The 26,099-nt window shown below is 71.4% G+C and carries 41 protein-coding genes; 1 reads left to right on the forward strand and 40 read right to left on the reverse strand.

Going from position 1 to position 26,099, the window contains the following annotated elements:
• The 26 genes from RWE79_RS00335 to RWE79_RS00460 form a co-directional block, all read right to left on the reverse strand.
• Positions 1-969, reverse strand: a complete 969-nt coding sequence (locus RWE79_RS00335; protein WP_475937971.1) for a hypothetical protein — start codon at positions 967-969, stop codon at positions 1-3.
• Positions 966-1,604, reverse strand: a complete 639-nt coding sequence (locus RWE79_RS00340; protein WP_475937972.1) for a nucleotide-binding protein — start codon at positions 1,602-1,604, stop codon at positions 966-968. The genes RWE79_RS00335 and RWE79_RS00340 overlap by 4 nt, the downstream gene beginning before the upstream one ends.
• A gap of 144 nt (positions 1,605-1,748) precedes the next feature.
• A complete protein-coding gene (locus tag RWE79_RS00345) occupies positions 1,749-2,279 on the reverse strand; it encodes a hypothetical protein (protein WP_475937973.1) in 531 nt (176 codons plus the stop codon).
• Entirely contained in the window at positions 2,276-2,956 is a 681-nt protein-coding gene (locus RWE79_RS00350) for a hypothetical protein (protein ID WP_475937974.1), read from the reverse strand. The genes RWE79_RS00345 and RWE79_RS00350 overlap by 4 nt, the downstream gene beginning before the upstream one ends.
• On the reverse strand, positions 2,953-3,210 hold the full coding sequence (locus tag RWE79_RS00355; protein WP_475937975.1) for a hypothetical protein: 258 nt from the start codon (positions 3,208-3,210) through the stop codon (positions 2,953-2,955). The genes RWE79_RS00350 and RWE79_RS00355 overlap by 4 nt, the downstream gene beginning before the upstream one ends.
• Positions 3,207-3,557, reverse strand: a complete 351-nt coding sequence (locus tag RWE79_RS00360) for a hypothetical protein (RefSeq protein ID WP_475937976.1) — start codon at positions 3,555-3,557, stop codon at positions 3,207-3,209. Before RWE79_RS00360 ends, RWE79_RS00355 begins: the two co-directional genes overlap by 4 nt.
• A gap of 160 nt (positions 3,558-3,717) precedes the next feature.
• Positions 3,718-3,999 (reverse strand): RapZ C-terminal domain-containing protein, encoded by a 282-nt coding sequence (locus tag RWE79_RS00365; protein WP_475937977.1) that lies wholly within the window; start codon positions 3,997-3,999, stop codon positions 3,718-3,720.
• 100 nt (positions 4,000-4,099) lie between these two features.
• The gene (locus RWE79_RS00370) at positions 4,100-4,576 is read right to left on the reverse strand and encodes a hypothetical protein (protein WP_475937978.1); all 477 of its coding nucleotides are present in this window, start codon (positions 4,574-4,576) and stop codon (positions 4,100-4,102) included.
• A complete protein-coding gene (locus RWE79_RS00375) occupies positions 4,576-5,454 on the reverse strand; it encodes an Lsr2 family DNA-binding protein (RefSeq protein WP_475937979.1) in 879 nt (292 codons plus the stop codon). Before RWE79_RS00375 ends, RWE79_RS00370 begins: the two co-directional genes overlap by 1 nt.
• A gap of 8 nt (positions 5,455-5,462) precedes the next feature.
• Positions 5,463-5,798: a hypothetical protein gene (locus tag RWE79_RS00380; RefSeq protein WP_475937980.1), complete on the reverse strand. Its 336-nt coding sequence runs from the start codon at positions 5,796-5,798 to the stop codon at positions 5,463-5,465.
• A gap of 77 nt (positions 5,799-5,875) precedes the next feature.
• Positions 5,876-6,097 carry a hypothetical protein gene (locus RWE79_RS00385; protein ID WP_475937981.1) on the reverse strand — a complete coding sequence of 74 codons (222 nt, stop codon included), beginning with the start codon at positions 6,095-6,097 and terminating at the stop codon, positions 5,876-5,878.
• Between the two features lie 5 nt (positions 6,098-6,102).
• Positions 6,103-6,828, reverse strand: a complete 726-nt coding sequence (locus tag RWE79_RS00390) for a GGDEF domain-containing protein (RefSeq protein WP_475937982.1) — start codon at positions 6,826-6,828, stop codon at positions 6,103-6,105.
• A gap of 179 nt (positions 6,829-7,007) precedes the next feature.
• Positions 7,008-7,631, reverse strand: coding sequence for a DUF6919 domain-containing protein (locus RWE79_RS00395; RefSeq protein ID WP_475937983.1), 624 nt, complete (start codon positions 7,629-7,631; stop codon positions 7,008-7,010).
• Positions 7,594-7,944 carry a hypothetical protein gene (locus tag RWE79_RS00400; protein ID WP_475937984.1) on the reverse strand — a complete coding sequence of 117 codons (351 nt, stop codon included), beginning with the start codon at positions 7,942-7,944 and terminating at the stop codon, positions 7,594-7,596. The genes RWE79_RS00395 and RWE79_RS00400 overlap by 38 nt, the downstream gene beginning before the upstream one ends.
• Positions 7,941-8,921 (reverse strand): AAA family ATPase, encoded by a 981-nt coding sequence (locus tag RWE79_RS00405; RefSeq protein WP_475937985.1) that lies wholly within the window; start codon positions 8,919-8,921, stop codon positions 7,941-7,943. The genes RWE79_RS00400 and RWE79_RS00405 overlap by 4 nt, the downstream gene beginning before the upstream one ends.
• Positions 8,922-9,015: 94 nt before the next feature.
• On the reverse strand, positions 9,016-9,183 hold the full coding sequence (locus tag RWE79_RS00410) for a pRL2-8 (RefSeq protein WP_475937986.1): 168 nt from the start codon (positions 9,181-9,183) through the stop codon (positions 9,016-9,018).
• 57 nt (positions 9,184-9,240) lie between these two features.
• Positions 9,241-9,708 (reverse strand): hypothetical protein, encoded by a 468-nt coding sequence (locus tag RWE79_RS00415; protein WP_475937987.1) that lies wholly within the window; start codon positions 9,706-9,708, stop codon positions 9,241-9,243.
• 2 nt (positions 9,709-9,710) lie between these two features.
• Positions 9,711-10,178 carry a hypothetical protein gene (locus RWE79_RS00420; RefSeq protein WP_475937988.1) on the reverse strand — a complete coding sequence of 156 codons (468 nt, stop codon included), beginning with the start codon at positions 10,176-10,178 and terminating at the stop codon, positions 9,711-9,713.
• A gap of 36 nt (positions 10,179-10,214) precedes the next feature.
• Complete coding sequence (locus RWE79_RS00425; protein ID WP_475937989.1) at positions 10,215-10,691, reverse strand: hypothetical protein; 477 nt, start codon at positions 10,689-10,691, stop codon at positions 10,215-10,217.
• Positions 10,688-10,822: a hypothetical protein gene (locus tag RWE79_RS00430; protein WP_475937990.1), complete on the reverse strand. Its 135-nt coding sequence runs from the start codon at positions 10,820-10,822 to the stop codon at positions 10,688-10,690. The genes RWE79_RS00425 and RWE79_RS00430 overlap by 4 nt, the downstream gene beginning before the upstream one ends.
• Before the next feature lie 276 nt (positions 10,823-11,098).
• Positions 11,099-11,428, reverse strand: a complete 330-nt coding sequence (locus tag RWE79_RS00435; protein ID WP_475937991.1) for a hypothetical protein — start codon at positions 11,426-11,428, stop codon at positions 11,099-11,101.
• A gap of 127 nt (positions 11,429-11,555) precedes the next feature.
• Positions 11,556-12,044, reverse strand: a complete 489-nt coding sequence (locus RWE79_RS00440; RefSeq protein WP_475937992.1) for a hypothetical protein — start codon at positions 12,042-12,044, stop codon at positions 11,556-11,558.
• A gap of 95 nt (positions 12,045-12,139) precedes the next feature.
• Entirely contained in the window at positions 12,140-12,427 is a 288-nt protein-coding gene (locus RWE79_RS00445) for a hypothetical protein (RefSeq protein WP_475937993.1), read from the reverse strand.
• A gap of 4 nt (positions 12,428-12,431) precedes the next feature.
• Positions 12,432-12,980 carry a hypothetical protein gene (locus RWE79_RS00450; protein WP_475937994.1) on the reverse strand — a complete coding sequence of 183 codons (549 nt, stop codon included), beginning with the start codon at positions 12,978-12,980 and terminating at the stop codon, positions 12,432-12,434.
• A gap of 30 nt (positions 12,981-13,010) precedes the next feature.
• A complete protein-coding gene (locus RWE79_RS00455; protein ID WP_475937995.1) occupies positions 13,011-13,472 on the reverse strand; it encodes an RRQRL motif-containing zinc-binding protein in 462 nt (153 codons plus the stop codon).
• A gap of 254 nt (positions 13,473-13,726) precedes the next feature.
• On the reverse strand, positions 13,727-14,515 hold the full coding sequence (locus tag RWE79_RS00460; protein WP_475937996.1) for a hypothetical protein: 789 nt from the start codon (positions 14,513-14,515) through the stop codon (positions 13,727-13,729).
• Positions 14,516-14,526: 11 nt separating this feature from the next.
• Between RWE79_RS00460 and RWE79_RS00465 the strand changes: the two genes are divergently transcribed.
• On the forward strand, positions 14,527-14,826 hold the full coding sequence (locus RWE79_RS00465; RefSeq protein WP_475937997.1) for a hypothetical protein: 300 nt from the start codon (positions 14,527-14,529) through the stop codon (positions 14,824-14,826).
• 79 nt (positions 14,827-14,905) lie between these two features.
• Here RWE79_RS00465 and RWE79_RS00470 read toward each other — a convergent pair whose 3' ends face one another.
• From RWE79_RS00470 to RWE79_RS00535, 14 genes are all read right to left on the reverse strand, one after another.
• Positions 14,906-15,409, reverse strand: coding sequence for a hypothetical protein (locus RWE79_RS00470; protein ID WP_475937998.1), 504 nt, complete (start codon positions 15,407-15,409; stop codon positions 14,906-14,908).
• A 74-nt stretch (positions 15,410-15,483) separates the two neighbouring features.
• Positions 15,484-15,687: a hypothetical protein gene (locus RWE79_RS00475; protein WP_475937999.1), complete on the reverse strand. Its 204-nt coding sequence runs from the start codon at positions 15,685-15,687 to the stop codon at positions 15,484-15,486.
• Positions 15,688-15,726: 39 nt separating this feature from the next.
• Positions 15,727-15,915, reverse strand: coding sequence for a hypothetical protein (locus RWE79_RS00480; RefSeq protein ID WP_475938000.1), 189 nt, complete (start codon positions 15,913-15,915; stop codon positions 15,727-15,729).
• Between the two features lie 47 nt (positions 15,916-15,962).
• Complete coding sequence (locus RWE79_RS00485) at positions 15,963-18,272, reverse strand: hypothetical protein (protein ID WP_475938001.1); 2,310 nt, start codon at positions 18,270-18,272, stop codon at positions 15,963-15,965.
• 88 nt (positions 18,273-18,360) lie between these two features.
• On the reverse strand, positions 18,361-18,789 hold the full coding sequence (locus tag RWE79_RS00490; RefSeq protein ID WP_475938002.1) for a conjugal transfer protein TraB: 429 nt from the start codon (positions 18,787-18,789) through the stop codon (positions 18,361-18,363).
• 11 nt (positions 18,790-18,800) lie between these two features.
• Entirely contained in the window at positions 18,801-21,149 is a 2,349-nt protein-coding gene (locus RWE79_RS00495; protein ID WP_475938003.1) for a hypothetical protein, read from the reverse strand.
• 330 nt (positions 21,150-21,479) lie between these two features.
• Positions 21,480-21,683 carry a hypothetical protein gene (locus RWE79_RS00500; RefSeq protein ID WP_475938004.1) on the reverse strand — a complete coding sequence of 68 codons (204 nt, stop codon included), beginning with the start codon at positions 21,681-21,683 and terminating at the stop codon, positions 21,480-21,482.
• Entirely contained in the window at positions 21,680-22,231 is a 552-nt protein-coding gene (locus tag RWE79_RS00505) for a hypothetical protein (protein ID WP_475938005.1), read from the reverse strand. Before RWE79_RS00505 ends, RWE79_RS00500 begins: the two co-directional genes overlap by 4 nt.
• Before the next feature lie 138 nt (positions 22,232-22,369).
• Positions 22,370-22,528: a hypothetical protein gene (locus RWE79_RS00510; protein WP_475938006.1), complete on the reverse strand. Its 159-nt coding sequence runs from the start codon at positions 22,526-22,528 to the stop codon at positions 22,370-22,372.
• Positions 22,529-22,561: 33 nt separating this feature from the next.
• Positions 22,562-24,247 carry a DUF2637 domain-containing protein gene (locus RWE79_RS00515; protein ID WP_475938007.1) on the reverse strand — a complete coding sequence of 562 codons (1,686 nt, stop codon included), beginning with the start codon at positions 24,245-24,247 and terminating at the stop codon, positions 22,562-22,564.
• Positions 24,248-24,574: 327 nt separating this feature from the next.
• Positions 24,575-24,805 carry a hypothetical protein gene (locus RWE79_RS00520; RefSeq protein WP_475938008.1) on the reverse strand — a complete coding sequence of 77 codons (231 nt, stop codon included), beginning with the start codon at positions 24,803-24,805 and terminating at the stop codon, positions 24,575-24,577.
• Positions 24,802-25,347 (reverse strand): hypothetical protein, encoded by a 546-nt coding sequence (locus tag RWE79_RS00525; RefSeq protein WP_475938009.1) that lies wholly within the window; start codon positions 25,345-25,347, stop codon positions 24,802-24,804. Before RWE79_RS00525 ends, RWE79_RS00520 begins: the two co-directional genes overlap by 4 nt.
• Positions 25,344-25,586, reverse strand: coding sequence for a hypothetical protein (locus tag RWE79_RS00530; protein WP_475938010.1), 243 nt, complete (start codon positions 25,584-25,586; stop codon positions 25,344-25,346). Before RWE79_RS00530 ends, RWE79_RS00525 begins: the two co-directional genes overlap by 4 nt.
• Positions 25,587-25,698: 112 nt before the next feature.
• Positions 25,699-26,091 (reverse strand): hypothetical protein, encoded by a 393-nt coding sequence (locus tag RWE79_RS00535; RefSeq protein WP_475938011.1) that lies wholly within the window; start codon positions 26,089-26,091, stop codon positions 25,699-25,701.
• Positions 26,092-26,099: the final 8 nt, after the last annotated feature.

Below are 26,099 nucleotides of genomic sequence, written 5' to 3' on the forward strand. Positions count from 1 at the left end.
TCAGTTCCCGGTTGGTCGGGGGAGGAAGGAGTCGGCCCTGGCAGCGGACTTCTCCGCAGTGGTCTTGGCTGAGGCCAGGATCTTGGCGGTTTCGTCCGGGTCCTCTTCGAGGGCTCTCTTGACGCTGGCCGGGGCCAGAGCGCGGTGCGCGGCTTCCAGCTGCGTCACAGCGTTGCGAAGGACGTCCAGCGCGGGAGTTTGGATACCCTCGCGTGCTTGCTCTGGTTGCCCTTCGTGGCCGGTCCAGGGCGCTGCGGCCGCGAGCTCGCGGGCTAGGGCCGTCAGCTCGTCCTGCGTCAGCTCCTTCTCCTCCTTGCGGGGGAGCTGCTGCACGATGGCGTTTATCGCCTTGACGGTCACCGTCTTGCCGGTGGCGTCCTTGATCGTCTCGTGGACAGCAATCGACGTCTCGGCACCGTAGTCCTTGGTGATCGGGTTGAAGGCGCCTGCGGCCTTCTTGCCGATGCTTGGGATGTCTGCACGTGCAGACACTCCGTTCGAATTCTCTTCGAACGCTTTGTCTGCACGTGCAGACAGAAGCTCCCCGATCGCGTACGACGTGATCTCTTCGTACGCGAGAGGGCGGGACTTGTTGAAGACGTCCCTGGCGAAGTCGGCGAAGGTCGCGTGTGTCTTGCGGTACAGGCGACGGTTGTTGACGTTGGCCATGGCTTTGCCCATGACCCACCAGGCGTCCTCGAACTGCTTGATGCCTCGCATGCAGAGCGCGAGGATCTGCTCCTCTTCATCGCTGAGGTCGCCCGTCGCATCCGGTGTCTCTACCGGATCCGGGAGGTCGGCGAACGTCAGCATCTTCTCCGGCCGACCCTGCGCGAAGGGGACGGCGGCCTGTACGGGGCCGCCTGCGTCAGTGGGCACGGCAGTAAGGGTTCCCTGCTGGCCGGGGACCGCCACTGTGCCAGCAGCCTTGCGTGCCTGTCGGTCCTTGAAAGGGTTGGGTTTGCTCACGGCAGCAGTCCCCGCTGTTCCATCTCGGTGACCAGTTCGTCGTACACGGACCCCTTGGCCTGGATCTCGCTGCCCTCATGGGTGCGCATGTACTTCACGATGGCCGGCACCACCGTGGTGAACACGTTGTAGCCCTCGTCTTCCAGGTACTCCCGGACCTGCTTGATCTCGCTCACCCCGGTCGGTGCCTTGCACAGCAGGATCCAGGCGGCCGGAGGCTTGCTGTCCGCCCGCAGGGGCGCAAGCCCCTCAATGAACTCCTTCGTGGGGAGTTCCTCCATGCGCTCGACATCGTTCATCGACGGCGGGAGGTTGATGATGGCCAGATCAGCGAGGCGCAGGACGGACGCCCCCACGGCTCTGTGGTCTTCGAGGTGGCCGACATCCACGACTCCGATGCCGTTCTCGAACCCGGCCGGGATCATCTGCGGGGTGTTGACGTGGAAGGCGGGGGTTGCCGCCTGCTGGACGACGAACGGGTAGGAGCCAGCCGCCTGCCAGCGGCTGAACTGCCGGGAGTCGTCCGCGTCGAAGCCGATCACCTTACGTCCGCGCTCATGTAGTGCGTGGCACATCCACGCGGAATTCGTGGTCTTGCCCGTACTGCGAGGGCTGACATTGGCGATGTAGAACATGGCGTGAGCGTACCGACCCGACCGCCCACTCAAGCACCCCACACCGGTACGGATTACGCCGGAGAACGCCTGAAAACACAAAAGGCCCGTACCCCCTGCCTGTTGGCGGGGAGTACGGGCCTTTTCCGTGTTCGGTCGTGCCTGTCAGCGCGCCCAGATGGCGGGCGCGCCGTGGTCGGGGTTGGGGATGCCGGCTGCGGTAGCCGTGGCGGCGGGGTGCCGCATGGCGGTGATCGGGATCGCACCGGGCTCGGTGGCCGGCACCCAGACCATGCGCCAGGTGTCGTCCCACTCGCACCCACAGCCGTGGTCCGGGTGCGGGTGACGTAAGAAGACGCCGTACGTGAGGACGGCGCGCGGTATGCGGGGGATGAGCTCCGATGGGTCGTCGCCCGGGTAGTGGTGAAGGTTGCGCCAGCCGTGGACGCGGTCCATGTACGCGGCGGCACCCTCGATGATGTCGGACCAGCGCTGGTGTCCGAGGACGACGAACCCGGCCGGGTAGAGACAGTCGTCGTTGGGGTCGCCGATGCCAGAGACAAGCAGCGTGCCGTAGACGACGAATCCGTTGTCCGCCGCGTCCTCAGCGCCGGGAGTCCAGATCTGTTCGGCGGGGTGGGTGGTGCCGTCGTCAGACTCTCTGGTCTCGATCTCGTACAGGGTCGTGGCGGTCACGCGGCACTCACTCCTTCGATGGCGGCCGCCAGGAGCACGGCGGCGTCGGCCTCGTACGGGTCGCTGTAGGCGGCGTGGTCGCTGACGTCGAACGGTGCGCCCTTCGCGGTGAGCGTGAACCCAGGCACGACGGTGTCCGCCGTCGTCGCCAACTGGGCGTTGAGGCGGTCGGCGTCGTGGTCGGCGTGGCGGCCCTGGTTGTACGGACCGAGGCGGAGCAGGGTGTAGCCGGTGCTGTCGGGCTTGCGGGCTTCGACGTGGACGCCGTAGTGCGCCGGGGCCATGCCGACGTCGGCGGGGAGGTCCAGGCCCGCCGCGGCGTGGGTGAGCATCCGGTAGGCCGGGGTCCAGGTACCGAGGATGGTCGCGGTCTCGCAGCGCAGCCAGCCTTTGCTGGTGTAGCGGTTGGTGTAGGCCGTGGCGTGCGGGGTGTCGGGGTGGACCAGGGCAACGGCGATGAGGTCGGGCCCGTGGTCGTCGCCGGGCCGGGGGTGGGCGCGCTCGATGAACGGGCCGACCCTGAGCGCGATGTCATGGCCGCTGCCCGGAGTCCAGGGCTGCGGGTTCTTGCGGGCGGCGAGCATCGAGCGGAACGCGTCGACGACGGCCTGGTCCTCGGAGCTGAGGATGCCGGGGCCGTGGTTGCAGCGCTTCCAACGCGGGATGCGGGGCTTCATGGTGTGGTTCCTCCTACGGGCTGGGCAGTGCGTGCCGGATTTGGTGCCGGGATGCCTAACTGCTGGGCGAGGGCCCGGCGGGCGGTCAGATCGTGGGTGGAGTGGTGGATGAAGTCGGTGACCTGGCGCAGCTGGCGGCGCAGGGTCTGCAGCTCGTTCTCCGCGCTGCGAAGGTCGCGGGACAGCTGGTGCAGGCCCCGCCGGTGGTCCTCGGTGGCCGTGGCGGCGGTGACTGTGTCCGGGGGCCGGGTCATGGCGTAGTGGCCTGTTCGATCGCGGCGGCCTCTCGTGCGGCAACCTGGTGGGCGGTCGCCAGCGCCTCATCGAGGGTGTACCGGTGGGCGGCGGCGAGTCCGACGTCGGAGGCCAGCTGCCAGCCGTCGTCGACCCAGACCTTCCGGTCGTGGTTCGCGCCGTCGGTGATCTCCCACTGGTCGTGGGCGAGGGTGAAGCGCCGGACGACGACCTCCGCGTATCCGACGGTGATCGGCAGGGGCACCCGGAACTCGTAGGCCAGGGTGCGCAGCAGCTTGCTCTCCTGCTGGATCCGCGCGGCCTCTACATCACGCAGGGAGTCGTCTATGTCGCCGGCCGCACGCATGCGGGCTTCCAAAACTCGCGGGCTTTCATGAGTCTCCGTTCCGGGCGGGGTGGATCAGCGGGTGTGCGATCGCGCTCGGTGTGGGGCTGGAGGGCGGGGGCGCCGGGGCGGCCGGACGTCGGGGTCGACGGCCGCCCCGGGCCGATCAGAGGTGGTGCGGTCAGCGCTGGACGACGTCCTGTCCGATGTCGCGGTGGGTCGTGCGGGCGGTGATGCCCTGGGCTGCCAGGCGGGACTGGAGGGTCATGGCGACGGTGGCGGCTCGGTGCCGGCCGCCTGCGCATCCGACGGCCACGGTGACTGGCCTCGCGCTGGGGCCGGAGCGGTAGGCAGTCACCGCGGCGGCGGTCGCGTCGATGAGGTTGCGAATGCCGTCGGTGTCGAGGACGGCACGACGGACCGGTTCGTCGTAGGCGGTCAGCTCGCGCAGGGCGGGGTCCACGTGCGGATCCCGGAATGCGATCGAAGATCAAGGGTGAGGTGCGCGGTTGGGGGCGGGCCGTGCAAGTAGCCGAAGGAGACGATCTCCACAGCGAGGTCCATCACTGCGCGCCTCCCGTCTCGCCGGCGGCCGCGTCGCGCTCGAAGGCATCGATCACGTCACTGATGAGGTCGGGGTCCTTGGCCGCGCCGACCCAGATGCCGGTCGCGGTGAACACCGGCACCGTCTCGGTGTCGAACACCACGACATACGGGCCGTAGCGGTCAAGGACCATGTCGCCCCGCATCGGCGAGCCGGAGAGGACTTCCAGAGCGTCGACGTGCAGTCGGATGATGCCGTCGCTGCTGCCCGGAACACTCAGGGTTCCGGAGACGCGCAGCAGGTCGCCGGGCTGGATCTCCGTGAGCAGCGCGTGGGCGATACGGGAGTCGCCGGTGGTGCAGGGCAGGATCGCCTCGTCAGAGACGTCCTCGGTGGGGGAGACCGTCAGCCGGAACCCGGCGGTGGTGCCCTCGGTGGTGCCGGGCACGGCGACGGTGTCGAGGTAGCCATCGAGGACCAGAGGTATGGCGTCCATCAGCTTGCCTCCGCCAGGTTGGTGGTGCGGTGGGCAGCGTCGTAGGCGTCCAGCACGGCCTGGGCGGGCAGTCCGCGGTCGGCGACCTGGTGACCGTTGTTGCGGGCCCACGTCCGGATCGCGGCGAGTTCCTCACTGGTCCGCCGCCTGGCGATCGGGGCCGGCGCGGCCGGAGCCGGGACGGCGGCCTTGCCGTTCCTCGCGTGCCGCAGTGCCTCCCGGGCGCGGGCGAGCTCGCTCTCCAGCTTGTCGACCCTGGCTTCGGCGTCGGCGACAGCGTGTTCGGTGTCGCGGCGCTGGGCGAGTTCGACCAGCACCGCGCGGCCCCGGGCGGCGAGCACCTGATTGCCCTTGGTGTCGTGCTGCTCCCCCCAGGTGAGCAGCGCCTCGATGGCGGAGTCGGCCACGGGGACGTTGACTTCGGCGGGGACGGTCTGGCTGGCGGGCTCGGGGCCGCCCGCCTGCGAGGCGTCCGTGTCGGCGCTGTCTGTGTCGGCGGCCGGGGCGGCAACGGGCAGGTCGACGTGCTGAAGGGCGTCGGCGAGTTCGTCCTCGGAGAGTCCGAGCGTGGTGCGGACGTGCTCGGGGCTGTCGCCGTCCTTGAGCATCGAGGCGGCAACGGCGGTGAAGGCGTTGGGGGCGGGGGCCTGGGTGGTCATCGTGTCTCCGGTCGTGGCGGTGTCGGGCAGGAGGGGGAGCAGGGCGGTGAAGGTGTCTTCGTCGGTGGGCACCCCGAGGGCGCCCAGGAGCTCGGTGAGGTCGTCCTTGTCGCGGGCGTGACGCGCGGCAGTGCGCGCGGCGGCGGCGAGTTCCTCTTCCGGGCTGGGGTCGAGCGGGAGCGATTCGGCTTCGAGGGCCTGGTGCCAGTCGTTGAACACGGCACCCCCTACGCCGTGCCGACGGCGGGGCGCCGGTGGCGGAGGGTGTGGGCGGGTACGGCCTTGCGCTGTGCGGCCAGCGCGCGGGCCCGGGCGCGGCCGTCGGCGGTCGTGCAGCCCGGGCAGGGGTCCTCGAGGCGGGCCTGGTGGCAGCCAGCCCCTTCGACGGTGCCGCACGGGGCGGTGACGTCGTGCAGGGCGGCGAGGTCGTACAGCTCGCGCGGGGTGATGTCGGTGCGCTCGTGGATGCTGCCGGCGGTGTGGCCGTGGCTCAGCAGGGCCAGGGCGACGGCCTGGCTGGCGGTGAGGGCCGGCGGCTGGCCGGAGTTGGCGGGGGTCGCCATGGGCTGGTGGTCCTTCCGGGAAACAGCGAACGGCAGGGCCCGTCCGGGGCCCTGCCGGGAAGCGTTTGGGGTGGTGGTCAGGCGTGGACGTTCTTGGTCCGGCGCGGCTGGGCGTCGGAGACGAAGCGGCCCTTGCCGAGTTCGCGGGGGTTGGCTTGGTTCCACGCCTCCGCACAGACCTTGTGCACCGGCTCCTTCTTGTGGGAGCGCAGCGGGGCCGGACGGCCGCACAGCACGCACGGCAGGTCGCCCCAGTGGTCGAAGTGGCAGCTGTCGCGCCAGACGAGAAGAGCCGTCACCACGGTCACGCGGCGGCCGGGGCGGCCAGGTGGGTGCCCGGGCGTCCGGGTCGGCGGCCGTTGACCGGCTCGGTGGCCGCGTCGGCCTGCGTGGCGAGGTACGGGAAGGCGGCCTCGCCGCGCTTGACGCGGTACATGGCCACGTCCGCCGCGTGCAGGACCGTGCTCCAGGAGTGGCCGGGCAGGTCGGCGACGTAGGCGGCGCCGATGGAGACGGCCAGGGACAGCTGAAGGCTCTCGTAGGGGACGGGGCCGTCCATGTGCTCGCGCAGCGCGGCCAGTTCCTGGGCGGCGTCGGCGCGGGGGAGGTGGACGATCGCGGCGAACTCGTCTCCGCCCAGCCGCGCGACCAGGCCGTCGCGGGCGGTGCACCACTGGCGCAGCCGGTGGGCGAGGGCGATGACGACCGTGTCGCCGGCGGCGTGGCCGAAGTCGTCGTTGACCTTCTTGAAGCCGACGCCGTCGATGACCAGGACCACGGTGTCGTCCGGGCAGCCTCGGGCGAGCAACTGCTCGCCGTGGGTGTAGAGGGCGCGGCGGCGGTGCAGGCCGGTGAGCTCATCGCGCCGTGCGGCCTCGAGTTCGCGGCCGACGGTCTCCAGGTCGCGGTCGGCGACCTCCAGCCGACGGCGTACGCGGGCGCCGTCGACGACGGCGGCCAGGGCGAGCGGCACGGCGGCGGCGATCAGGAGTGTGCGGGGATGCTGCCGTAACCGGGTGATGGCAGGCATGATGGAGACTCCGATCTCGCCCCGAAGGGGGCGGAATCACGAAGAGGCGCACCCCGGGCTGTCCAGGCATGGGGGTGCGCCTCTTGCTGTGTGGTGGGCCGGTCGGACTGTCCGGCTCTCCTCACCACCCGTACGTCGACGGGTGGATCGGGCAGCGCGTCAGGCCACGCGGGGTGGGATCAGGATGTGACGGGGATGCGGCCGGTGACGGCGTCCAGGACGTCCCACAGGCGCGCTCCGGCGTCGGCGCCGTACTCGCGGGCGGCGAGGGTGACCCGCAGCGCCCGGCAGACGTCGTAGAAGGCGCCGCCGCCGATGCCGTCCCACATGAGGCGCAGGTTCGGGTAGTCCAGGTAGCCGCCGAAGCTGGTGTACGGCTTGCCGTCCCAGGTGGTGACGGTGATGCCGTCCTGGCCGGCGTCGAGGTCGTCGCTGATGACGAGCTCCAGGTCCGCGTCGTCGGCGGCGTCGACCAGCCGCCGCAGCAGGTCATAGTCGGTGACGAAGCCTTCGACGGCGGCGCGCTGAGCCCAGATCAGGCCGTCGTAGCCGGGTCCCGGGTCGATGCCGGGCTGGCTGGCGACGGTGACGTACCCGGCCAGGTTGCAGGCGGCGAGCACGGGGACCAGGCCGGCCTCCGTGGTCTCCTCATCCGGGCCCCAGTTCGCCGCGTAGCCGGGCCAGGAGGCGATGTCGCCCTCCAACCAGCGGGCCATCAGCGTGCCGAGGTCGGTGAAGGTTTCGGCCGACCGCCACTGGCGGCGGTCAGAGCGGCTCATCCACGGCAGACGGAACTTCTTCATCACGGTCTCCTTGATTGTCGTGAGTCGTGGCGTTCGAGTACGCCGTGGCTGTGAGGTGCTTCTGGCGGTCGGCGAGTGCCAGGAATGCTGTGCCGAGCTCCGGCGCGGCCAGGATCACGCGCAGGATCGAGGCGAAGCCGTCCCGCTCGATGGGGTTCAAGCGGTCCCACAGCGCGTGCGCGTCGTGATGCACGCCGACGGCCTGGAGGTAGGCGGCCTCGGTGGTGACGGTGTGTTCGGCACCACACCGGCCGCACCGGAAGGTGGCCTGGCCCCAGCCGGAAGCCGCACTGGTCGCGGGCTCGGTGGTCATCCGCGGATCGCCTCCAGGCCTTGCGCGTCCAGGTCGGCGCGGCCCTCGGGGTCGTCGCCCCAGGCGTGGTCGTCGGCCTCCTGGTCGACGTCGTCGAACCCGCCGTGGACGGTGCAGACGAGGTCCTCGCTGTTGTCCAGCTCCCCGGTGAGCGCGCGGTGGAGGCAGCTGATGCTGTAGGCCGGTGCCCACGCGGAGCCGCTGCACTCCGACTCGAACGGGCACGGCACCTGCACGTCGAAGCCGACATCGCCTTCGCCGTCGACGTCGTTGCGCAGGGCGAGGGTGAGGTATTGCTGACCGAGGCGGATCTCCGCGACCCGGTCACCGCCCGCGACGTTCGAGCCGTCCTTCCACTGCCACATGGGCAGGATCTCCGGGCCGAAGATGCGGCGGGGCAGGAGCAGGTCGCCCAGGCCGTCGCCGCCGTCGAGTCCGAGGTCGGCGTTGCGGGCCTCGCTCAGGCGCCGCAGGAACGGCTCCAGCCGATAGAGGCTGTCGGCGAACACGACCTGGGTGAAGCCCTCTCCCTCGAGGTTCGGGTGGGAGTAGACCATCGCCTTGTGCTGGGCGAGGACGGTGTCGTCGGGCACCGTCCGGGTGTCCGGGCGCGGGCCCTGCCGGTCGACGCACACCGAGGCCGGCGTCGCGACGACGATTGCGACGGCGGGCATGTCGTGTCGCTTGGCGGCGGCGACCAGCGGTTCCCTGGCCGCCCAGGACACGTTCGTCGCGTCGACGATCGTGTTCAGCCGCCGGGCCATCCTGCGGTCCACGAGCAGGTGCAGGACGTCGACCGCGTCGCCGGTCGCCTCCTGGCACCCCGGGTCATCGCTGACCGCGCCGCGCAGAGCGTCCAGGGAGAGGACCTGGGTGTCGGGCCAGGTGCCGGCCAGCGTTGACTTACCGGCCCCGGATGCGCCCATCAACATGATGAGCGCGTTCTCCGGCAGTTCGGGAAAGGTCAGCGGCGTCATGCGGGATCTCCTTGCGGGTGAGGGTGCCGGGCAGCCCGGATGAGGCGCTGCCCGGCGTTGTCGGTGAGCAGGGCGGCGGCTTCGCGCAGCGCCGTCAGCGGACGATCATGTGGTCGGGGTGGCCGTTGGCCATGTGGTCCACGCACTGGGGGCAGTCCTGACGCGGGCGGAGCCCGGCGTGCGCCTCGCGGCTGGCGTACGCGTGGTACCAGCACTGCGTGCACTGCCCTCGGGGCGGGTTCGTCGCCTTCGCGTTCGCCATGTCAGATGTCTCCTTGCGGGTGGCGGACGCGCTCCAGGCGCGTACGGGACCGGGCAGTCACCGGCTGGTCGCCTTCGTGGTGGCGATGAGGGCGGCGACGGTCTCCCAGCCGTGGTGCCAGGAGTTGTCGAGGTGGAAGGCGCCGTTCATGCCGAAGTCGGCCAGGCGGTAGAAGCCGGTCTTGCCGGTCTTGTCGGCGAGCTTCTCCAGGACGCCGTGGCCCGGCACCCTGCGGTCCGCGATGTAGTGCGTGACGCCGGAGACGGCGAGTGCGGCCGCGGCCCCACCGGGGTGGACCCGGATGCCCAGCGCGCGGGCCCCGAGTCCGGCGACGATCGCCTGCGTGGCCGTGTAGGTGAGGCAATGGTGCAGGCACGCCTTACGGCCGTCGGCCGTGCCGTGGGTGGTCTTCTCGTTGGTCTGCGGGTCCTCGTAGGTGACCGGGGCGTCGTCGGAGGCGCCCTTCACTCGGGCGCAGAAGTCGTTCTGGACCCAGATTGTCGCTGCTTTCTTGGCGTGTCTCACTTTCAGCCCCCGTCTCCATCGACGGGCATCGCGCGGCACAGCTCAGCATGGCCTTGGGCCCACGCGCGGGCGGACGGCTCACCGTCACCGTCATCGCCCTGGCCGCAGCCAGCGCAGCGGGACTCATGTCGGTTGGTCACCGTCACGACAGCCCCGCCGGCCGTCAGGTAGCGGGCGATCGTCCGGAGCCGCTCGGGGCATTCCTCGGGGTGTTCGCGGGCCCACTTGCCCCACCCGGTACTCGCGAAGTTCGGGCTGGCCGACACCAGTTCCCAACTGTCGCGCCACAGGGTGGCACTGTCGCGGCACTCGGCCTGTCCGCAGTCCCGGCACCACGAGGTGAAGACCACATCCACGGTCGGGATCGTGCGGCCCAGCACGGTGTCGGGCGAGCCGTCGGTGACGGCCGCCATCAAGTCAACGGCCCCGGTCGTCGTGATCAGAGTCAAGTCTCGTCCGGCGGTGTTCATGCCGTTAGTTCCTTCCATTCTTGTCAGAACTCCAGGTCACAGAAGGGTGATCAGGAGAGCGGAGACGAGAAGTGCCGTCTGGTGCAGGGCTTGATCGGTCAAGTACATGCCGTTCATCCCCGCGGCCTTCAGCTCCGCGAAGCCCTTCGACCCGATGTGCTCCAGGAGCCAGCGGACCGGCCACCGGCGATCGAAGAACGCGTGCGTCACCGCTGAGAGGACGAGCCCGGCCGTCAGGCCGGTCCAGGACATCTGGAGCGGAAGGACGGCCCAGACCAGGGCCAGCAGCACGGCCATCACCAGGTGGTACTGGGCGACGTGCCCCAAGCACGCACCCCAGCCCTGCCGCGGACTCACACCGTCGGCAACCTCCGTCGCGGACGGCGCCGCCTTGTTCCCGGCCTGGTGGTCGGTCTGCCCGATCACGTGATCCGCAAGGTTGTGGCTGACGGAGAGCACCGCCCACACCGCGCCGAACGTTGCAAGCGTCGTGGCCTGGTCGATGCTCGTCATCGGGCCACCTCCACTCGCGAGACACGGGACACGGCGGACACGGCGGGTGCCGCGATAACCCAGAAGTCGCCGATCGCGCTGGCGGCGCGGGTCAGTCCGAGCAGGGCCGCGAAGGTGGCAGGACGGTGCATGCTGGAGTTCTCCTGATCTCGCAGAGGGTGAAGGGGAGTTGGGGCGGCTGGCGCGGTTCGAGCGCGCCAGCCGCCTTTTCGTGCTGTCACGGCCGGGCGTCGCCCCCAGGCGCGGACGCGACGGATGCCGATGTAGTCGGGCCGGTCGCTGTCGTACGGCAGCGACCGCCGTTGCCCACGGATGGAGAGCCAGCCGGAACCGGCTGGCTCTCCCCCGCCGTACCTGAAGCGGAAAGCCGGTAGGGGAAGACCTGGGGCTCTTCTGCGGGCTGATCGTCAGTCGTCGTCCTCGTCGCCGTCTCCGACCATGTCGCGGTACTCCTGGGTCATGTCCCAGACGATGGGGTGGAGGAGTTTGTCGGCCTTGCGGAGGAACACGGTGCGCTCGAGGCCGTCGGTCGAGTGGTGGGCCTCGGCGAGGAAGGTCGAAGCGGTCTCGAGGTCCTCGTGACCGTGGATGCCGGCCATCGAGAAGTTGCGGGCCGCGGTGTCCAGCTGATCGGAGAGGGCGCCGATGTCGGTGGCCTTGTCCTGCTCGGCTGCGTAGGCGATGTCGTCGGCGTAGCGGCGGATGATGTCGTCGGCGTTGATCGTGGCGGTGGTCATGTGGGTTCTCCTGCTGATTGGGCGGGACCGTCGTGTTGGACGGCCTGAATGGGGGCGGAGGCCTTGAGGCCGAAGGGAGTTGGGGCGGCTGGCGCGGTTCGAGCGCGCCAGCCGCCCTTTCGTGCTGTCACGGCTGGGCGTCGCCCCAGGCACGCAGGCGGGGGAGGGAGGCGCAGTCGGGCCGGTCGTTGTCGTGGGGGAAGCGGCCGCCGGTGGTGCGCAGATCGGTGAGGATCTGCAGTAGGTCCCACTCGCCGTCCAGCACGCGGTCGACGTAGCCGCGGCCGCAGGTGCAGGGCGCGAGCAGGGTGAGGACGTCGCGCTCCTGGTCGACGTCGGTGGTGTGGTGCAGCCACCAGCCGCCGTCCAGGTAGGCGATCGCGCTCGGCTCCAGTCCGACCAGGGCGGGCCGGCCGCTCCAGTCGTCTTCGTCCAGCGCCTTGCCGAGGGTGTCGGGGTAGACGTTCCACACGTAGTGCAGCGCGGCCGTTTCAGCGTCGTCGCGCTGTTCGTCCTCGGTCGGTACCCCGATGGCTCGGGCGATGTCGAACAGGATCGCCAGCGGCGAGTCCGCCCCAGCAGCAACGGCGGCGGGCGGGGTGAGGGTCTCGGTCACGTGGGCTCCTTCAGGCGTGATGGGTACCGGGTTGCCCGGTCCTGCGCACCGCTCCGGCCAGCACATATGGCTGGTCGGGGCGGCACGCAGATCCGTCAAAACGGCGGTTCTTCGGGGACCGCGGGCAGCGGCCAGAGCCGAATGCGCAGCTCGCGCCGGTCGGACCAGCAGCCGCACGCCTCCATCTCCGGGTCCGGGCCGCCGATCCACCAGCCGCCGTCGCCATGACAGCGCCGGCAGTCGCGGCGGGCGGTGGGGGAGAGCTCGAGGCGGTGCCGGTCGACGTACAGCTGCCAGTGGCCGACCTTCAGCGCGGCGGCAGCCGCGGTGACCGTGACCGGTACGGCGGCGGCCGCCAGCAGCAGGGCGGTTCGGGCGCGCACCGGATCAGGTCCGGGGCGGGTGCGGCTGGACCAGGAAGCGGGTGCCGGTGCCGCTGGAGTCGGGCTCGGAGGTGATGAAGTCGGGCTCGTTCTGCACCAGCTGGAGCATCGTCTGCTTGATGAAGTCGGCCGGGCGCTGGAGGTCGACGCGGTCGGCGTGGAAGTCGCTCAGGCTGACGTAGTGAGTGCGCGTGGTGCCGTACTCGCGCAGGCCCCACAGCCGGGAGCGCACGATCGTCGCGGCCTGGCCGTCGTCGGGCGCGGCCGGAACGCCGCGGTTCATCGCGCGGCAGCTGGCAGCGTGGGTGTTGGCGAGGTCGGCGGCGTCGGTCTCGGGCAACCGCACGGAGCCGTGGCTGTTGCGGGTGGCGCGGAAGGTGCAGCCGAGACAGGCTGCGGCGAAATACGAGGTGCCGCGGTCCCCGTCGGCGATGTAGACGAGGACGACCGCGCCGCCCAAGCCGCGGTAGCGCTGGACGACGGTCGTGCCTGGCGGCGTCCAGGTCGCCGGGTCCTGGACGTCGGTGTGGCGGGTGAACAGGCTCAGTGCCATGGGTGACTTCTCCTTCGGGAGTGTCGTTGGTCAGGCAGCCAGCAGGTGCTTGGCCGGGGGAGCGATGTAGTTGCTCGGGTCGGCGGGGGTGCCGTCAAAGCACTCCAGGCAGGAACCGAATTTCTTGAGCGGCAGGCAGAACGCGTAGCGACGCCGGCACTTCGGGCACGTCTCTCGAGCGGCCATCGCCCGGTCCAGGGCCTCCTCCTGAGCAAGCGTCGGCACGCGCTTGGGCGCGGCCAGATCGACGCGGAGCAGGAAGCCCCGGGTGGGATGGATGCACGACCACTGCGGCCGGTAGGAGCACCACTTGCAGCGCAGGATCGCGACCGGGCCTTCGTTGTCTCCCGGGCTGAGGCCCATGTCTCTCAGCTGGCGCCTGGTGACCAGGCCTTCCGGGACAGCGCTGCGGTCATATTCCGGCAGGAGCGCGTCGCTGCGCGGCACCCGCTTCACCTCGCGGGGACGGCGCCTCTTCCTGGGGCGGGGCATCACCTGGTCCAGGCGCCGGGCAGCCGGGCGGGGCGGTGCGGGTAGCGGGGGCCGGGACGCTGCGGGCGGGGCCGGCCGGTCCGGCGGCGCGGACGGGGGATGAGCACGGGCGTGTCCTCCAGACGTCGATGGGCAAGCACCGCGCCCCGCCGACGTCGGTTCGTCAGCGGGGCGCGGGCCGGGGCGGCCGGTCGGCCTGTCCGGTCCTCGCCCACCCGGGCGGGTGGGCGAGGACCAGGCGGAGCGACCGGAGGTCAGCGGAGCTGGTCGCCGCTGTCGACGTCGTCGTCGAAGTCGCCGTCGGCCGGGGCGGCCTGCGGCGGGACGTGGGGCGCGGGACGGACGGCGGCCCGGGCGGGGCGCGCGTGGTAGGCGACGCGGCGGCGCAGGGTCATGCCGCGCAGCGCGAATGCGCTGAGCAGCGTCCAGGCCAGGACCGCGAGTGCGGCGGCGACGGTGCGGCTGGCGTGCGGTGTGGTTGTCCAGACCATCCACACGGTCGCCGCGCCGTGCGTCGCCCAGGTGAGCCGCACCCCGTTGTTCCGGGAGAGGAAGCCCAGGACCAGGGCGACGATGGCGGTGAGTTGCCACAGCGTGTAGACGGTGGAGCCGCTGATGGCGAGGCCGGCGGAGTGCTGCGCGATGTACGTGCGTACCGGCTGGTCGATGACGGCCCACACGCCGGAGGAGGTGTCGGTGGCGACCTCGACCTTGGGCGCGGCGGTGAGTAGCTGGTGCAGCGAGTCCAGGACGACGGTGGCGGCGGTCTTGGCCGCGAGCACGGCGATCGACAGGCCGGTCACGGTGAGCAGGGTCTTGAGCCAGTTGGCCATGCCGTGCCAGCCGTCGATGCGCGCCCAGCGGATGTCGTCCCACAGTGCGTGCAGGACGCCGCCGACGTTCCAGGCGTCGTTCCACCACTGCCGCACCGTGGCGCGGGTCTTGGCGAAGCGGACCTTCTTCGGCTGCTGCGGAACGTGGACGGGCAGGAAGTCGAGCACCTGGCCGTTGTGGCCGGCGGAGGTGTGGTCGTAGGACTGCACGGGGCAACTCCTTGTTGTCGATGCATGGTCGCGGAGCGTTCGAATGGGCCAGGCTGGAAGCCCACAGGCCCGGAGAGGGGGCGGCTGCGATGGGGTGGTTCACCCGCGATGAGCCGGAAGAGATCGTTTTCGAGCAGGTCATCGACACGGACGGGACGATCTGGCCCGCGTTCACCGATGACGACGGCGTGCTGTGGATCGACGTGGACTACGACGTCGAAGTGACCGTCAACCGGGCGATCGTCGACGGACAGATCCGCGAAGCCGAGGTCGATGACCACGGCCGCATCTGGATCGACTACGACGACTGACCGCCGGTGCCGGACGGCCTGTCCCGCATCCGGCTCCCGCGCGTGGCGGGCGTCGGATACGAGGCAGGGCGCCCGGAGTTCAGCGGACCTCGTTGCGGGTGCGGGCGAAGAACATCCCGCGCGTGGTGCTGGTGTTGTTGATCTGGGTGTGGTGGGTGACCGGGCCCTGGAAGATGTTCTTGGTCACGGCGGAGCGGGCGCGGGAGATTGCCGATCCGATGGCGGTCACGGCCATGGCGACGCCGGCGAACGGCATGGTGACCATGAGGACGCTGGTCAGCGTGACCGAGGCGAGGCCCTGCAGGACCAGCCAGGCGCCGCAGCCGATGCCGGTGACTCCGGCGCCGACGCCGATGGAGGCGACGGCGATTCCGGCCGCCCAGGCGGGCACGATCCGGCGGTCTTCCTGCGGGACGGGCGGGGCGGTGCCATAGGCGGGCAGCGGGGAGTCGTCCCGGAACGAGGTGGGGAACTGCGGCTCGGGCCGGAAGTTCTCTTCGATGATCCGCCTGGCTTCGGCGGCGGCCTCGGACTCCGTCATCGGGCGGCCGGTGGTGGGGTGGAAGTCCACAGGGTTCTCCATTCAGGGGCTGGGACGGGTGCGTCCTCCCCGCCGTGGTGGCGGGGAGGGCGCAGGGGGCGGGGGAGTGGGGCGGGCTACTGCTGGTCGGCGGCGGCCTCGAGCGCCTCGGGCGTCGGGTACTGCCAGTGCGGCAGCGGCCGACCGCCCTCGGAGCGGACCACCAGGCCGTTGCGGCGGCCGGTGCACAGCAGCTCGTTGACGAGCGCGCGGGCTTCGGGGCTGGCCGCCAGGACGTCGGCAGCGTCGTCGACCAGGAGCACCAGGGGGCGGTTCATCATCGTGTTCTCCTTCTTGCTTCGGCGGGGTCGGGCCGGGGGTCAGAAGCTGCTGATCCATCCGGTGACGGAGGAGACTGCGCTGGTGATCGTGGGGGCGATGCCGGTGCTGGCGAGGAAGAAGCCGAACAGGCAGGTGGCGATCCCGGGCCAGATCCGCTGGTAGCCGGTGCGCACGAGCAGGACGACGACGATGCCGAAGAGCAGGACAAGGGAGATCGACAGGGCCACGGTGATCGGATTCCTTCGTGAGCTGGGATGAGTGAATGGGCGCGGGGTCAGCTGTCGGCGCGCTGCCAGGTGCCCCGCTTGAGCGGCTTGGCCAGGCCCTTTGCCTTGAGCTGGCTGCAGGCGTTGCTGATGCTGGAGGGCTGGAATTCCGGCAGGGCCTCGCGCAGTTCCTTGAGGCTCTTGGGGCCGTCGGCGAGCAGGTCCAGGAGCCTGTCCTGCAGGCCGGGCTCCTCCCCGATGTCCGGACCCTCGCCGAACGGCGCGCCGAAGGGCGCGCCGAACATCGCGGGCGCCGCGCCCCCGCCGTCCCCGTCTTCGTCGCCGGTGTCGGCCGACGCGGTCTCCATGCCGGGGACGCTGCTGCCCGGCGCCCCGGAGAACGCCTGGGCGAGGGTGTCGCAGTCGGCGTACGGGTTGGAGTGCCGGGCGGTGTAGATGTCGGCCGCGGCTGCTGCCGCCCGGGCCTCACCCTCGGTCAGTCCGACCGCCGGCTCCTCCCCGTACAGCGCGATCAGGTCGGGGTAGACGCCGTCGACCTTCTCCGCGAAGAAGGTCCGCATGAACTTCGCGCGCCCGTCCAGGAACATGTACGCCATGCCCGCGGTGGATTCGCCGTCCTCGTCGTCCGCGCCGCTGAACAGCGCCTCGATCTGCCCGTTCTCGTAGATCCGGGCGGGGATGTTCTCCATCTGGAAGCCCGTGGGCGCGATGCCGTCCAGGCCCATCTCGCGGGTGGAGGAGGAGGCGGTGCGCATGAGGAACAGGGCGCCGACCTTGCCCTGCTGGCGGATCGCGTCGTCGTCGCCCAGGTCTTTGAGGTGCAGGGACTGGACGGCGAGCCGGATGCCGATGCCGACCTTGCGGCCCGTCTTCTGGATGTCGGCGATCAGGTAGGAGGCCGCCTTGCGCATCTCCTCATCCGGGTGCGACAGCAGCCGGTTGATCTCATCCAGCGTGATGTTGATGAGCGGCCACGGCCTGCCCAGGGCGAAGTCGCCGCGCCCCATCTCGTTGGACAGGCGCTCGCGGTACTTCATGACCGCGTGCGCGACGGTGAGCATGAGGAGCGTTTCCACCGGGCCCTTGGCGAACCAGTCGACCCTGCCCTCCGCCTCCGGCAGGCTCATGCCGCCCTGGACGTCGCCGACCCAGGAGACGACGCCGGAGCGCTTCTCCGCGGCGAGGATCAGGTTCTGCAGCACGGACTTGCCCGCGCCGGTGACGCCGGCGGTGATGCCGCGCAGCGCGCCCTGGGAGGGATCCCACAGCCGCATCCGGGCGGGCTTGCCGTCGTGGCAGATGCCGATGGTGATGCGGCCCTTGTCGTCCATCGTCAGGTCTTCGACGGTGGCCTTGCGGACCTTCATCAGCGGGTTGGTCTTGTAGACGGAGACGACGCCCTGGCGGATGCCGTCCGTCTCGATCACGAGGCGGGAGGGGTCGTCGATGCCGAGGGCGGAGCAGATCGCGGTGTGCGGCAGGCGGATCTCCTTGCCCGCCGGGGAGGCCACCAGGAGCACGATCCGGTGGGGCTCGGCCCGGAAGTCGACCAGGTCGACGCCGGGGGCGGCGCCGCCGGGCTTGGAGACTGCGGTCTGCCACAAACTGCGCAGGTCGGCGGCTGCGGCCTCGGTGTCCTCGGTGGTGGGGCGGGCGACCAGCCGCATGCGGCCGGGCCCGGAGCCGGGGACGGGGCGCAGGGTGACGGTGCCCGGGGGGAAGTCGAACGTGGCGGCGAGCTGCGTCTCGGTGTAGGTCGGTACGGCCTTCCCTACCTGGGCGACGACGACGGCCTCGAAGTCCGGCCGGTCGGCGTGGAACTGCTTGATGGCGACCAGGCGGGTGTCCTCTCCGGTGGCCCGCGCCCACTTCGCGGCGAGGAACTCTTCGTACGTCACCGGCTCGCTCGGGCCGCCGCCCGTCTGCTGCTCCTGGTGGTGCTCGGTGAGCTCCAGGATCAGGCCCGCGCTGCGGGTGAGCGGGGCCATCCATCCCATCAGGCCCGCCCAGGCGGCCGGGGCGAGGACCTCCCACCAGTTGAACCCGGGGGTGATCAGGTTCGCCAGGTAGGTGCCGGCGGCGGTCAGGAACGGGATCGAGTGCTGCGCGCGGGTGAGGAGGTCCGGGCTCTGGTCGGGGTCCTTGGTCTTCGCGTACAGCCAGGCGATGGTGCCGGCCGCGAGCCCGCCGCTGGCGAGGTAGGACAGCACGGAGTCGTCCAGCTGGGGGCCGACGGCGATGCCGGCCGCCGCGAGGGCGTAGGAGGTGCGTTCGGCCAGGACGCGCCGGTAGATGACGTGGCCCGGGACGCTTCTGGTGGTGTCGGCGGCCGGCGCCGCCTGGTCGATGGTGCTCAACACTGCCTCCATTCAAAGGGGCGGAACGCCGATGGGCCGCGCTCGCAGCTGCGGGCGCGGCCCCTGGGCGGGGTGGGTGGTGGGGTGGTCAGCGGCGGCCGGTGCGCCGGTAGAAGCCGGGCTTGGCCTGCTGCACGCCGGAGCCGTTGGAGGCCTCGTACCCGGGGCGGTACTCCCGGTCGTGGGCGGAGTTGAAGCCGCGGGCGTCGGTGTCGACGGAGTCGGCGGCGTTCGCCATCTCCCCGGATGCCTCAGCGACCGCGGTGAGGGAGGTGGAGGCATCCTCGATCATCGAGGTGAAATGCGGCTCGACTTCGGCTGCGCCGCACATCTCCGACAGCCGCATGGCCGCGTTGGCGTTGGCCCGCATGTGGACTCTGAGCAGGTGCATGCCTTCCTTGAGGAACAGAGCCGCGGACGCGAGGGCGGCGGTCCGGCCGGACAGGGCGAGGAAGCCGTTGCCGCTGCTGGCGCCGCCGCCGCTCATGCCCGGGAGGGCGGGGAGGTTGTCGCTCACGTGATCTCCTCTCAGTTCTCGTTGTGGATGCGGGCGGCGGGCACGGCCAGGCCGGAGTCCTCGGTCGCCTGCTGCAGAGGCCGGTAGGCGTCGAACATTGCGTTCTCCGCCATCTCGGAGAGCTCCGCCGCGTGAAGCGACTTCACCGACATCTCGTCTGCCTTGCGGGCCAGGAGCTCCATGGACTCCGCGAGCCTGGCCATCGCCGCGCCGGTCAGGCGTCCGATGACGTTGTGCTTGGAGCGCAGGTCAGCGGCGAGTTCGTCCAGCTTGTACCGGATCTCCCTCGCCCTGGTGGCGAGCTTCTTGCACGTCTCGTGCGCGGCGAACGACTGCTTCGTCAGCTCCTCCAGGACGTCGAGGGTGTCGTCGAGGGTGACCTCGGTTTGGTGCTCCGCGGCCATCCCCGCGATGCCGCCGTCTCCCCACATGCCCAGCCAGCTGTCGCGTGTCAGGTCCGGGACAGTGCTCACGCTGTTCTCCTTCGTGCTCGTGCCGGCGGGCAGGCCCACGCTCGGTGCCGCCGGGGCGGCAGCGGGCCGGACCTGCTCAACCGTGATCGGACCAGCCGGAGCGGGCACCGCCGTGGCCATGCCCATCGCCTCGAACGGCGACAGGCGCGGCTCGCCGGTGCCCGGCACCGTGCCCGTTTCCGGTGCCGCCGCCGGTGCCCCGGCTGCTCCGGCAGCCACGGCGGCCGGAGCAGTCGGGGCACCGGGAACGGGCGTGATGACTGTGGGCTTGGTCAGGACCGTCGGTCCCGGCGATGTCCCGGTGGTGGCCGGGCCGGGCCCGGGCACCAGTACGGGGCGGGTCCGCATCCGGGCGCGCTTGCGGGCACGGGCCCGGGCGCTGGACCAACGGCCGCCGCTGGCCGGTGTCTTCGCGGCCGGTCCGGTGGGCCCGGGCGCGGTGGGCCCGGGGGGCTTGGTGCTCCCGGCCGGGGCCGTGGTCTTCGGGCCGGACTTCTTCTTCGGCTTCTTGACCGTGACCTTGGTCCTCGTCATGACCGGCGACAGCTTCTTACGACGGCGCCTGAGGCGTTTGTCCGCGGTCTCGTGGATCGCCTCGCCGAGCGTGGTGCGGCCGCGCGCCGCCGACTTCATGGCCGCGATGACCTTCCGGTTGTACTCGCGCTTGAATCGGCGGCACTTGCGGCAGCCGCAGCCGTACTTGTCCGTCGCCGCGAACGTGCCGTGCGCGATACCCGGCGTGAGCGTGATCTTCTTGCCCTTGCGGGACTTCCCGCCCGGCGCCTTGTGCACCGGGCCCGGTCCGGAGCCCTTGCCGGGCTTCGTCCTGCCCTTCCTGCCGCTCTTGCCGGACGTCGTCGTGCCGGGGCCTGTCGTGCCCGCGCCCTTCTTCGACTTCGGGCCGGTGCCGGGCGTGGTCGTGCCGGGCTTCTTGCGCAGGATGCCCGTCGGGCCGGTCGTGCCGCGCGGCGACTTCTTCGTCCCGCCCTTGCCGGTGCCCTTCGGGCCGGCCGCGCCGGTCCCGGCCCCGGTGCCCGAGCCCTTGCCGGGGCTCTTGCTGCCGGGGCCGGTCGTGCCGGTGCCCGGCCCGGGAACTCCGGGGCCGCGCTTCCTGCCGCCGGCGGAACCGCCGGAGCCGGTGCCGCCCGGGCCGCGCTTGCGGTTCGTGCTCGGACCCCCGCCGGAGGAACCGGACCCCGTGCCGCCGGGGCCGCGGTTCTTCCCTGGGCCGCCGTTCGGGCCCGTGCCTGCGCCCGTGCCTCCCGAGCCCCCGGAGCCGGGGGGACCGCCACCGCGGCCGTTCTTCTTCAGGTTCGGGCCGCCGCCCTGCGAGCCGCGCAGCGGCGAGTGGATCCCGGGGCCCTTGCCAGGCGATTTCTTCCCGCCTGAGCCGCCGCGCCCACCACCCGAGCCGCCGCCGGAGCCGCTGGGCGACTTCGTCGTCGGCCCGCCCCGCCCGCCTCCGCCCGGGCCGCCCAGCGACCTGCTGCCCCCCCGCCCGAACCCTCCCGAACCCGAGCCGCCGGAGCGGCCCGGCGCGCCGCCGGGGCCGCGCTGGAGGGACTTGCGGCCCCATTCGTGGCCGGGCTGCAGCTGCTTCTTCGAACCGCCGCCGGACGGGCTGTCCTTGGACGTGCTCGCGGTCTTCGCGACCGCCTCACGCTGCTCCCGGCTGGCCCGGCGCCCGGCGATGGCGGTGTGAATGCCGCGCATCGCGGCCACGGAGACCGCGAGGATCGCGGCCAGGGACAGCGCGCCCAGGCGCGGCGCGACCGGCTGACCGGCATCGGGCCGGAAGGTCGCCGGGACCATCGGCCCGCCCTGAGCGGGTGCCGGATCCGGCGCGGAGCCCGCGGCGAACGGGGTGCCCAGGCCGGGTTCGTGCATGGCCGCGATCGTGTCCAGAGGAGAGGGCCGGGTCGCGGGTGCAAACGTGTCGGAGAGGTCCTCGGAGACGTCTGCGGGGGCCGCGAACGGCACGTCGGCCGGCGCCGGACCGGGCGTCTGCGCGGGGGGTTCGGTAGGGGCTGCGTATCCCACACGGGGGAAGTGGATCAAGTTGTTCGGGGGGTTCGGGCCGTCGTCGTCGGCCATGACGTTTCCCTCTCGGAGTTGACAGACGGTCACCGCCCGGGTCACCCTCGCGCGCGCACGACACGCGCGCACATTGGGGGCCGCCGGGCGGCGAAGAGGAGGCGGTGAAGAAGAAGAACTTCGTCACCCTCCGTTGCGCTTGTAGAAGTCGTGCAGCGTGGCGGTGAGAGCGCGCCACAGGTCCGGCTGGCCGTCGCGTTCGGCCTGGCGCGCCAGGGTCCGGCACGCGTCGTACCAGACCCCGGCCCGCTCGGTCTCGGTCGTGGCCTCCGCGATCCGCGCGTTCCAGTGCTTGGCGCGGTTGTGCGTCTGCCGAGGCGTCGTCAACGCCCGTCACCTCCCTTCGGGAAGTAGTCGTTGATCGTGCTGGTCGGCCGCTCACCACCGGCCGCCATCGGCCACTGGTTCCAGGGATTGTCCGGGGCCACGAACTCCGCCGGCCTCGCCTGCGGGACGACGCCCGGAGCCTGCTCGGGCGGGGCACCCAGTGAGGTCACCGTCTTGTTCAGCGAGCTCGCGACGGCCGCGCCGACGGCGGCCTGGCGGCCCTGCTTGCGCTCCAGCTTCTTGGCCTCCACGACCGCCCGGCGCTGCGGGAGCTCCAGGACCTCGTTGACGTAGGTCGCGTACAGGGCCTCGGCCTTGCTCGCGGCCTCGCCGGACGCCTTCTGCATGGCCCTGAGCTGCCGCGCCACCTTCCAGGCGCGGAGCCGCTTGGCCATCCAGCGGTCGCCCTCGATCGGCGTCTGCTCCAGGCGCCGGCGCACGATGTCGGCGATCTGCCCGTACTGCTGGGCATCGCGAACGTGCTGGTCGCGGACGGTGGCGGTGAAGGCCCGCAGGCCCTCATCCGTGAACAGTGCGTTGATATCCATGAGGTGGGGATCTCCTTCTCAGGGCGGGGGCGATCTGGGAGGCTTTGTCGTGGCGTTTCGGCGCCTTCACCGCGCTCCCGAGGCGCTGACTTCGTCTCGGGGGCCGGTGGAACCGTCGAAGCGGGTCATTCGTGCAGGTCAGCGCCTAATACGCGGCATCCGCGGGTGGCAGAACCAGCAGCCCGGACCGTGGTCGTGCTCGGTCCGGCTGTGGGCCAGGAAAGCCAAGGTCGCGGGGATCGCCAGGACGATGAACATGACGGTCAGCGCGCTGACCACGTACAGCAGAGCGTTCACGGTGAGCTCCTCACTCGATGGCGAACGTGCGGGTCAGGCGGCCGGGTTGTAGCCGCCAGCGATCAGCTCGGCTGCCTCCTGGCGGTACTCGGAGGCGGTGCCGGGGGAGGAGACCGCGAGCTCGCGCTGGATGTCGGCGAGCGGCAGCCGGTCGGTTTCGCCGCCGGCGGTCGCGAGGATCATCCGGGCGACCTTGCGCACCGCGCGCTGGCGCGGGCTGAGCTTCGCGATGTCCTCGATTTCGACCGCGCGCCGCTCGATTTCGGCAGCGGCGAGCCGCGTTTCGGCGGCGCGCAGCTCGGCTTCGGCAGCGGCCTCACGGGCTGCCAGCTTCTCCGCGAGAGCCCTCTCGCGCCGGGTGTCCTCCTCCACTGTCCGGAGGGTGATTTCGGCAGTGGCGCGCCGCGTTTCGGCAGCGCCCCTCTCCGTTTCGGCAGCGGCCCGGTCCGCTTCGGCGGCACGCTGGCGGGCTTCGGCGATCACTGCCGTTTCGACCGCCTGCGACTCCGCCGCGGCGACCCGGTCGGCCTCCGCTGCGAGCTTCCGCTTCTCGGCTGCCTGGCGCTCCAGTTCGGCCGCCTGGAGGTCGGCGGCGGCCTGCGCCTCGCGCTCCTGGGCTTCCTTGCGCTCCGCCTCGGCCTCGCGGGCGCGGGCTTCGGCGATGACGGCCGTCTCCAGCGCCTTCTCCTCCAGCTCAGCGGCCCGTTCTGCGGCGCTGACCTGGGCTCGGGCGTGCGCGCGGGCCTGGCCCGTCTCGCCTTCCACCCGGGCGCGGACGGCGTCGAGTCGCCCCTCCGCCTCCAGCCGGTCGGCCTCCGCCTGCTTGCGCGCGAGCTCCTGGCGCGTCTCCGCGTCCAGGCGCCGGCGCTCGGCCTCCTCCATCCGCGTCTCTGCCTGGCGTTCCTGCTGGTCAGGCATCGCCAGGGCCTGCGCGACGGTGTAGCCGTAGGCCGCCATCTTCATCGGCAGCTTCTCGTCCTCGCTCGCCTTGCTCAGGTCGCCGTTGTGCTTGCGCTTGAGCCACTGCTCGTAGGCGATGAGGTCCTGCTGACGCCGGATCATCTCCGGGTAGCTGGCGACCCCGTACAGCCGCATCCGGCGGTAGAACCGCGGGGTGGCGACGGGCGAGAGGATCCAGCGGTGCAGCGGGATCCGGTCGGTGACCGTACCCGCTTCGAGCTGCGCCTTCTGGATGAACAGGCGCCGGGCGGCCTCCACTCCGATCACGAAGATGATCGGCATGACGCCGTGGCTGGCGGCCTTGACCGCGTCGGTGGCGATGTCGCCCTGGGCGCTGGCGTTGAACCAGATGGTGGCGCCGGTCATCCCGTGCGCGGCCATGCGCAGCACCGGCCACGGGATGCCCTTGAGGATCAGCCAGAGGTCCAGCGCCAGGAACGCCAGGATCGACGCGTCCACGCCGATCGGGAACCAGCGCGACAGATCCTCGCCGAAGCCCCAGCTCAGGGCCACCTTGGCGAGCGTGTGGTAGGACGTCGCGAAGCCGATGGCACCGACCAGCGTGCCGAAGATCGCGGCGAAGTACGGCAGGGCGGCTGTGAAGCGGTCACGCTTGGGCTTGTCGGGGTTCCGCTTCCGTGTCCGCGAAACGGTGGGGGCCGCTCCCGAAAACGTCTCGGGCGCTCCCGAAACGGTGGTCGTCGGGCGCGAAGCTGGGGTGTCGGTGGCCGCGCTCTGCGGCACTTCGGTGATCGTCACTCGGGCCTCCGGAGGGGCGGTTGAGGGTGTGCGCGAAACGGCGGCCGGTGCTCCCGAAATGGCGGCCGGTGCTCCCGAAACGCGATCTCGCGTTCCCGAAACGGCGGCCGGTGAGGTCGAATCCGGGTGACTCTTCCCGCGCCGGACAGCCGGAAAGGTCGGCCGTCCGGCGTGCGGGCGGTCGACCCTGGAAGGTGCTGAGAGGCGGGCGCGAAATTCACTTCCGCTCCCGGCGGGCGGGAGAGGCTGGTGGGTCCGGGCTGTCCGGCTCCCCTCTGCCCCGTCCGTACGAGACGGGCGGGGGAGGCAACCGACAGGCGGTGTGGATCAGTTGGCGGGGCGGCGCTTGAGCTCCGCCCCGGGCCAGGCGATGTGCGCGCTCCGGCGGGCGGTGCGCAGTGCCCCGCGCACGGCGCGTCGGAACGGGCGGCCGGCGCGGGCCTGGGTGACACGGACAGCCGGGGCGGTGACGCCCAACGTGGCGAGCACCTCGTAGCTGTCGTAGTCGGCGGCGGTCCAAGCCCGGGTCCGGACGCGGTGACGGCGGATGATGCTCACGCGACCTCACCCCAACCAGCGTTGGCGCGGCGGACTGCTCGGAGCTGGGCCAGTTCGTCGGCAGCGGCGCGGACCAGCTGGTTGTTGCTGTCCATGTGGCGGCTGTCGGGCCAGTTCTGCACGCAGGTCTTGAGTTTCTTCGCCGCCCTGTACACGGCCCGGCGCTCGCGGCTCGCCCGGTCGTCCTCCCTACGAGCAGCCTCGAGCCGGTCGGACTCCGCCACCAGGCGCTCGCGCAGCTCGATGTTGGTGAGCCCGGCGCGGACCATGTGGCTCTGATTGCCCGTCCCGCCGCCGTCCCTCTCCCGCAGGGCGAGCTCCCGGCAGGCGTGCAGCGCCGGGCAGCCCAGGCACACGGCCCGCAACTGCTCCGTGCGGGCCCGCCACGAGCTCACGTCCTCTCCGTCGAAGCGGAACCAGTCAAGGCCGGCGGCCTTCGGCGCCGCACAGGCCGCGCGGGTGGTAACGATCCGGTCCAGCTCGGGGCGCCGCAGCTCCTTCGCCATCCGCGCCGTCGTCCGCAGTGTCAGGTGTGAGTTCATAGGTTCGGTTCCTCTCTCGTGGGCCTACCGGACTGCCGCACACCACCAGGGCTGCGCGGCCATTCGGCTTCCAGGGGCGGGTGAGTGTCGGTGACGCGGTGGCCGGCCTCCCACGCCGCCGCGGCCGCCAGAGCGGCGGCCATCAGCAGGGCGCGGGTGACCGGGTGGGTGAGGCCACGCGTGGCGATGGCCCGTACCGCACGGTGCTGCGCGGTACGGGCCAGACGTATCGGATGCACGGCTATCGCTTGCCGCCGCACGTGCACGGCTCATGCCGCACCGACTGGTACGGCTTGCCGTCCGAGCCGGTGTGGTTGACCGTGACGAGCTTCGGCGGGTGTCCGCAGGCGCTCACCGGACTGCCGCCAACTCCCGCGCATCAGCGGCGAAACCGCGGCAGCGGCACCTGAAGTACTCGCAGAGCGGGCACACGTCGGCCGCCGCCCTGACGAGCCGGTCGGACGTCGTCCATACGGAGCCGACCGCGAAGGGCTCGCCGTCCGCGCGGAGCACGTCCTTCACGATCACGGCCCACTGGGCGGAGCGGCGGTTGAGCAGTCCGCGCGCGAGCTTCGGGTCGCGGACCACGGATAGCACCTCGAAGGCGCCGTCGATGTTCTGGTAGAGCGCGCCCGGGCGGCGCGGGCCGATCTGGTCGTCGACGACCCTCCGCAGAGCTTCGAGGATCACCGGGTCCGGTTCGGCCGCAGGCGCGGGAATGGGCTGTGCGATGCTGACAGTCATCTGGGCCT

The organism is Streptomyces sp. RLA131, assembly GCF_056270125.1.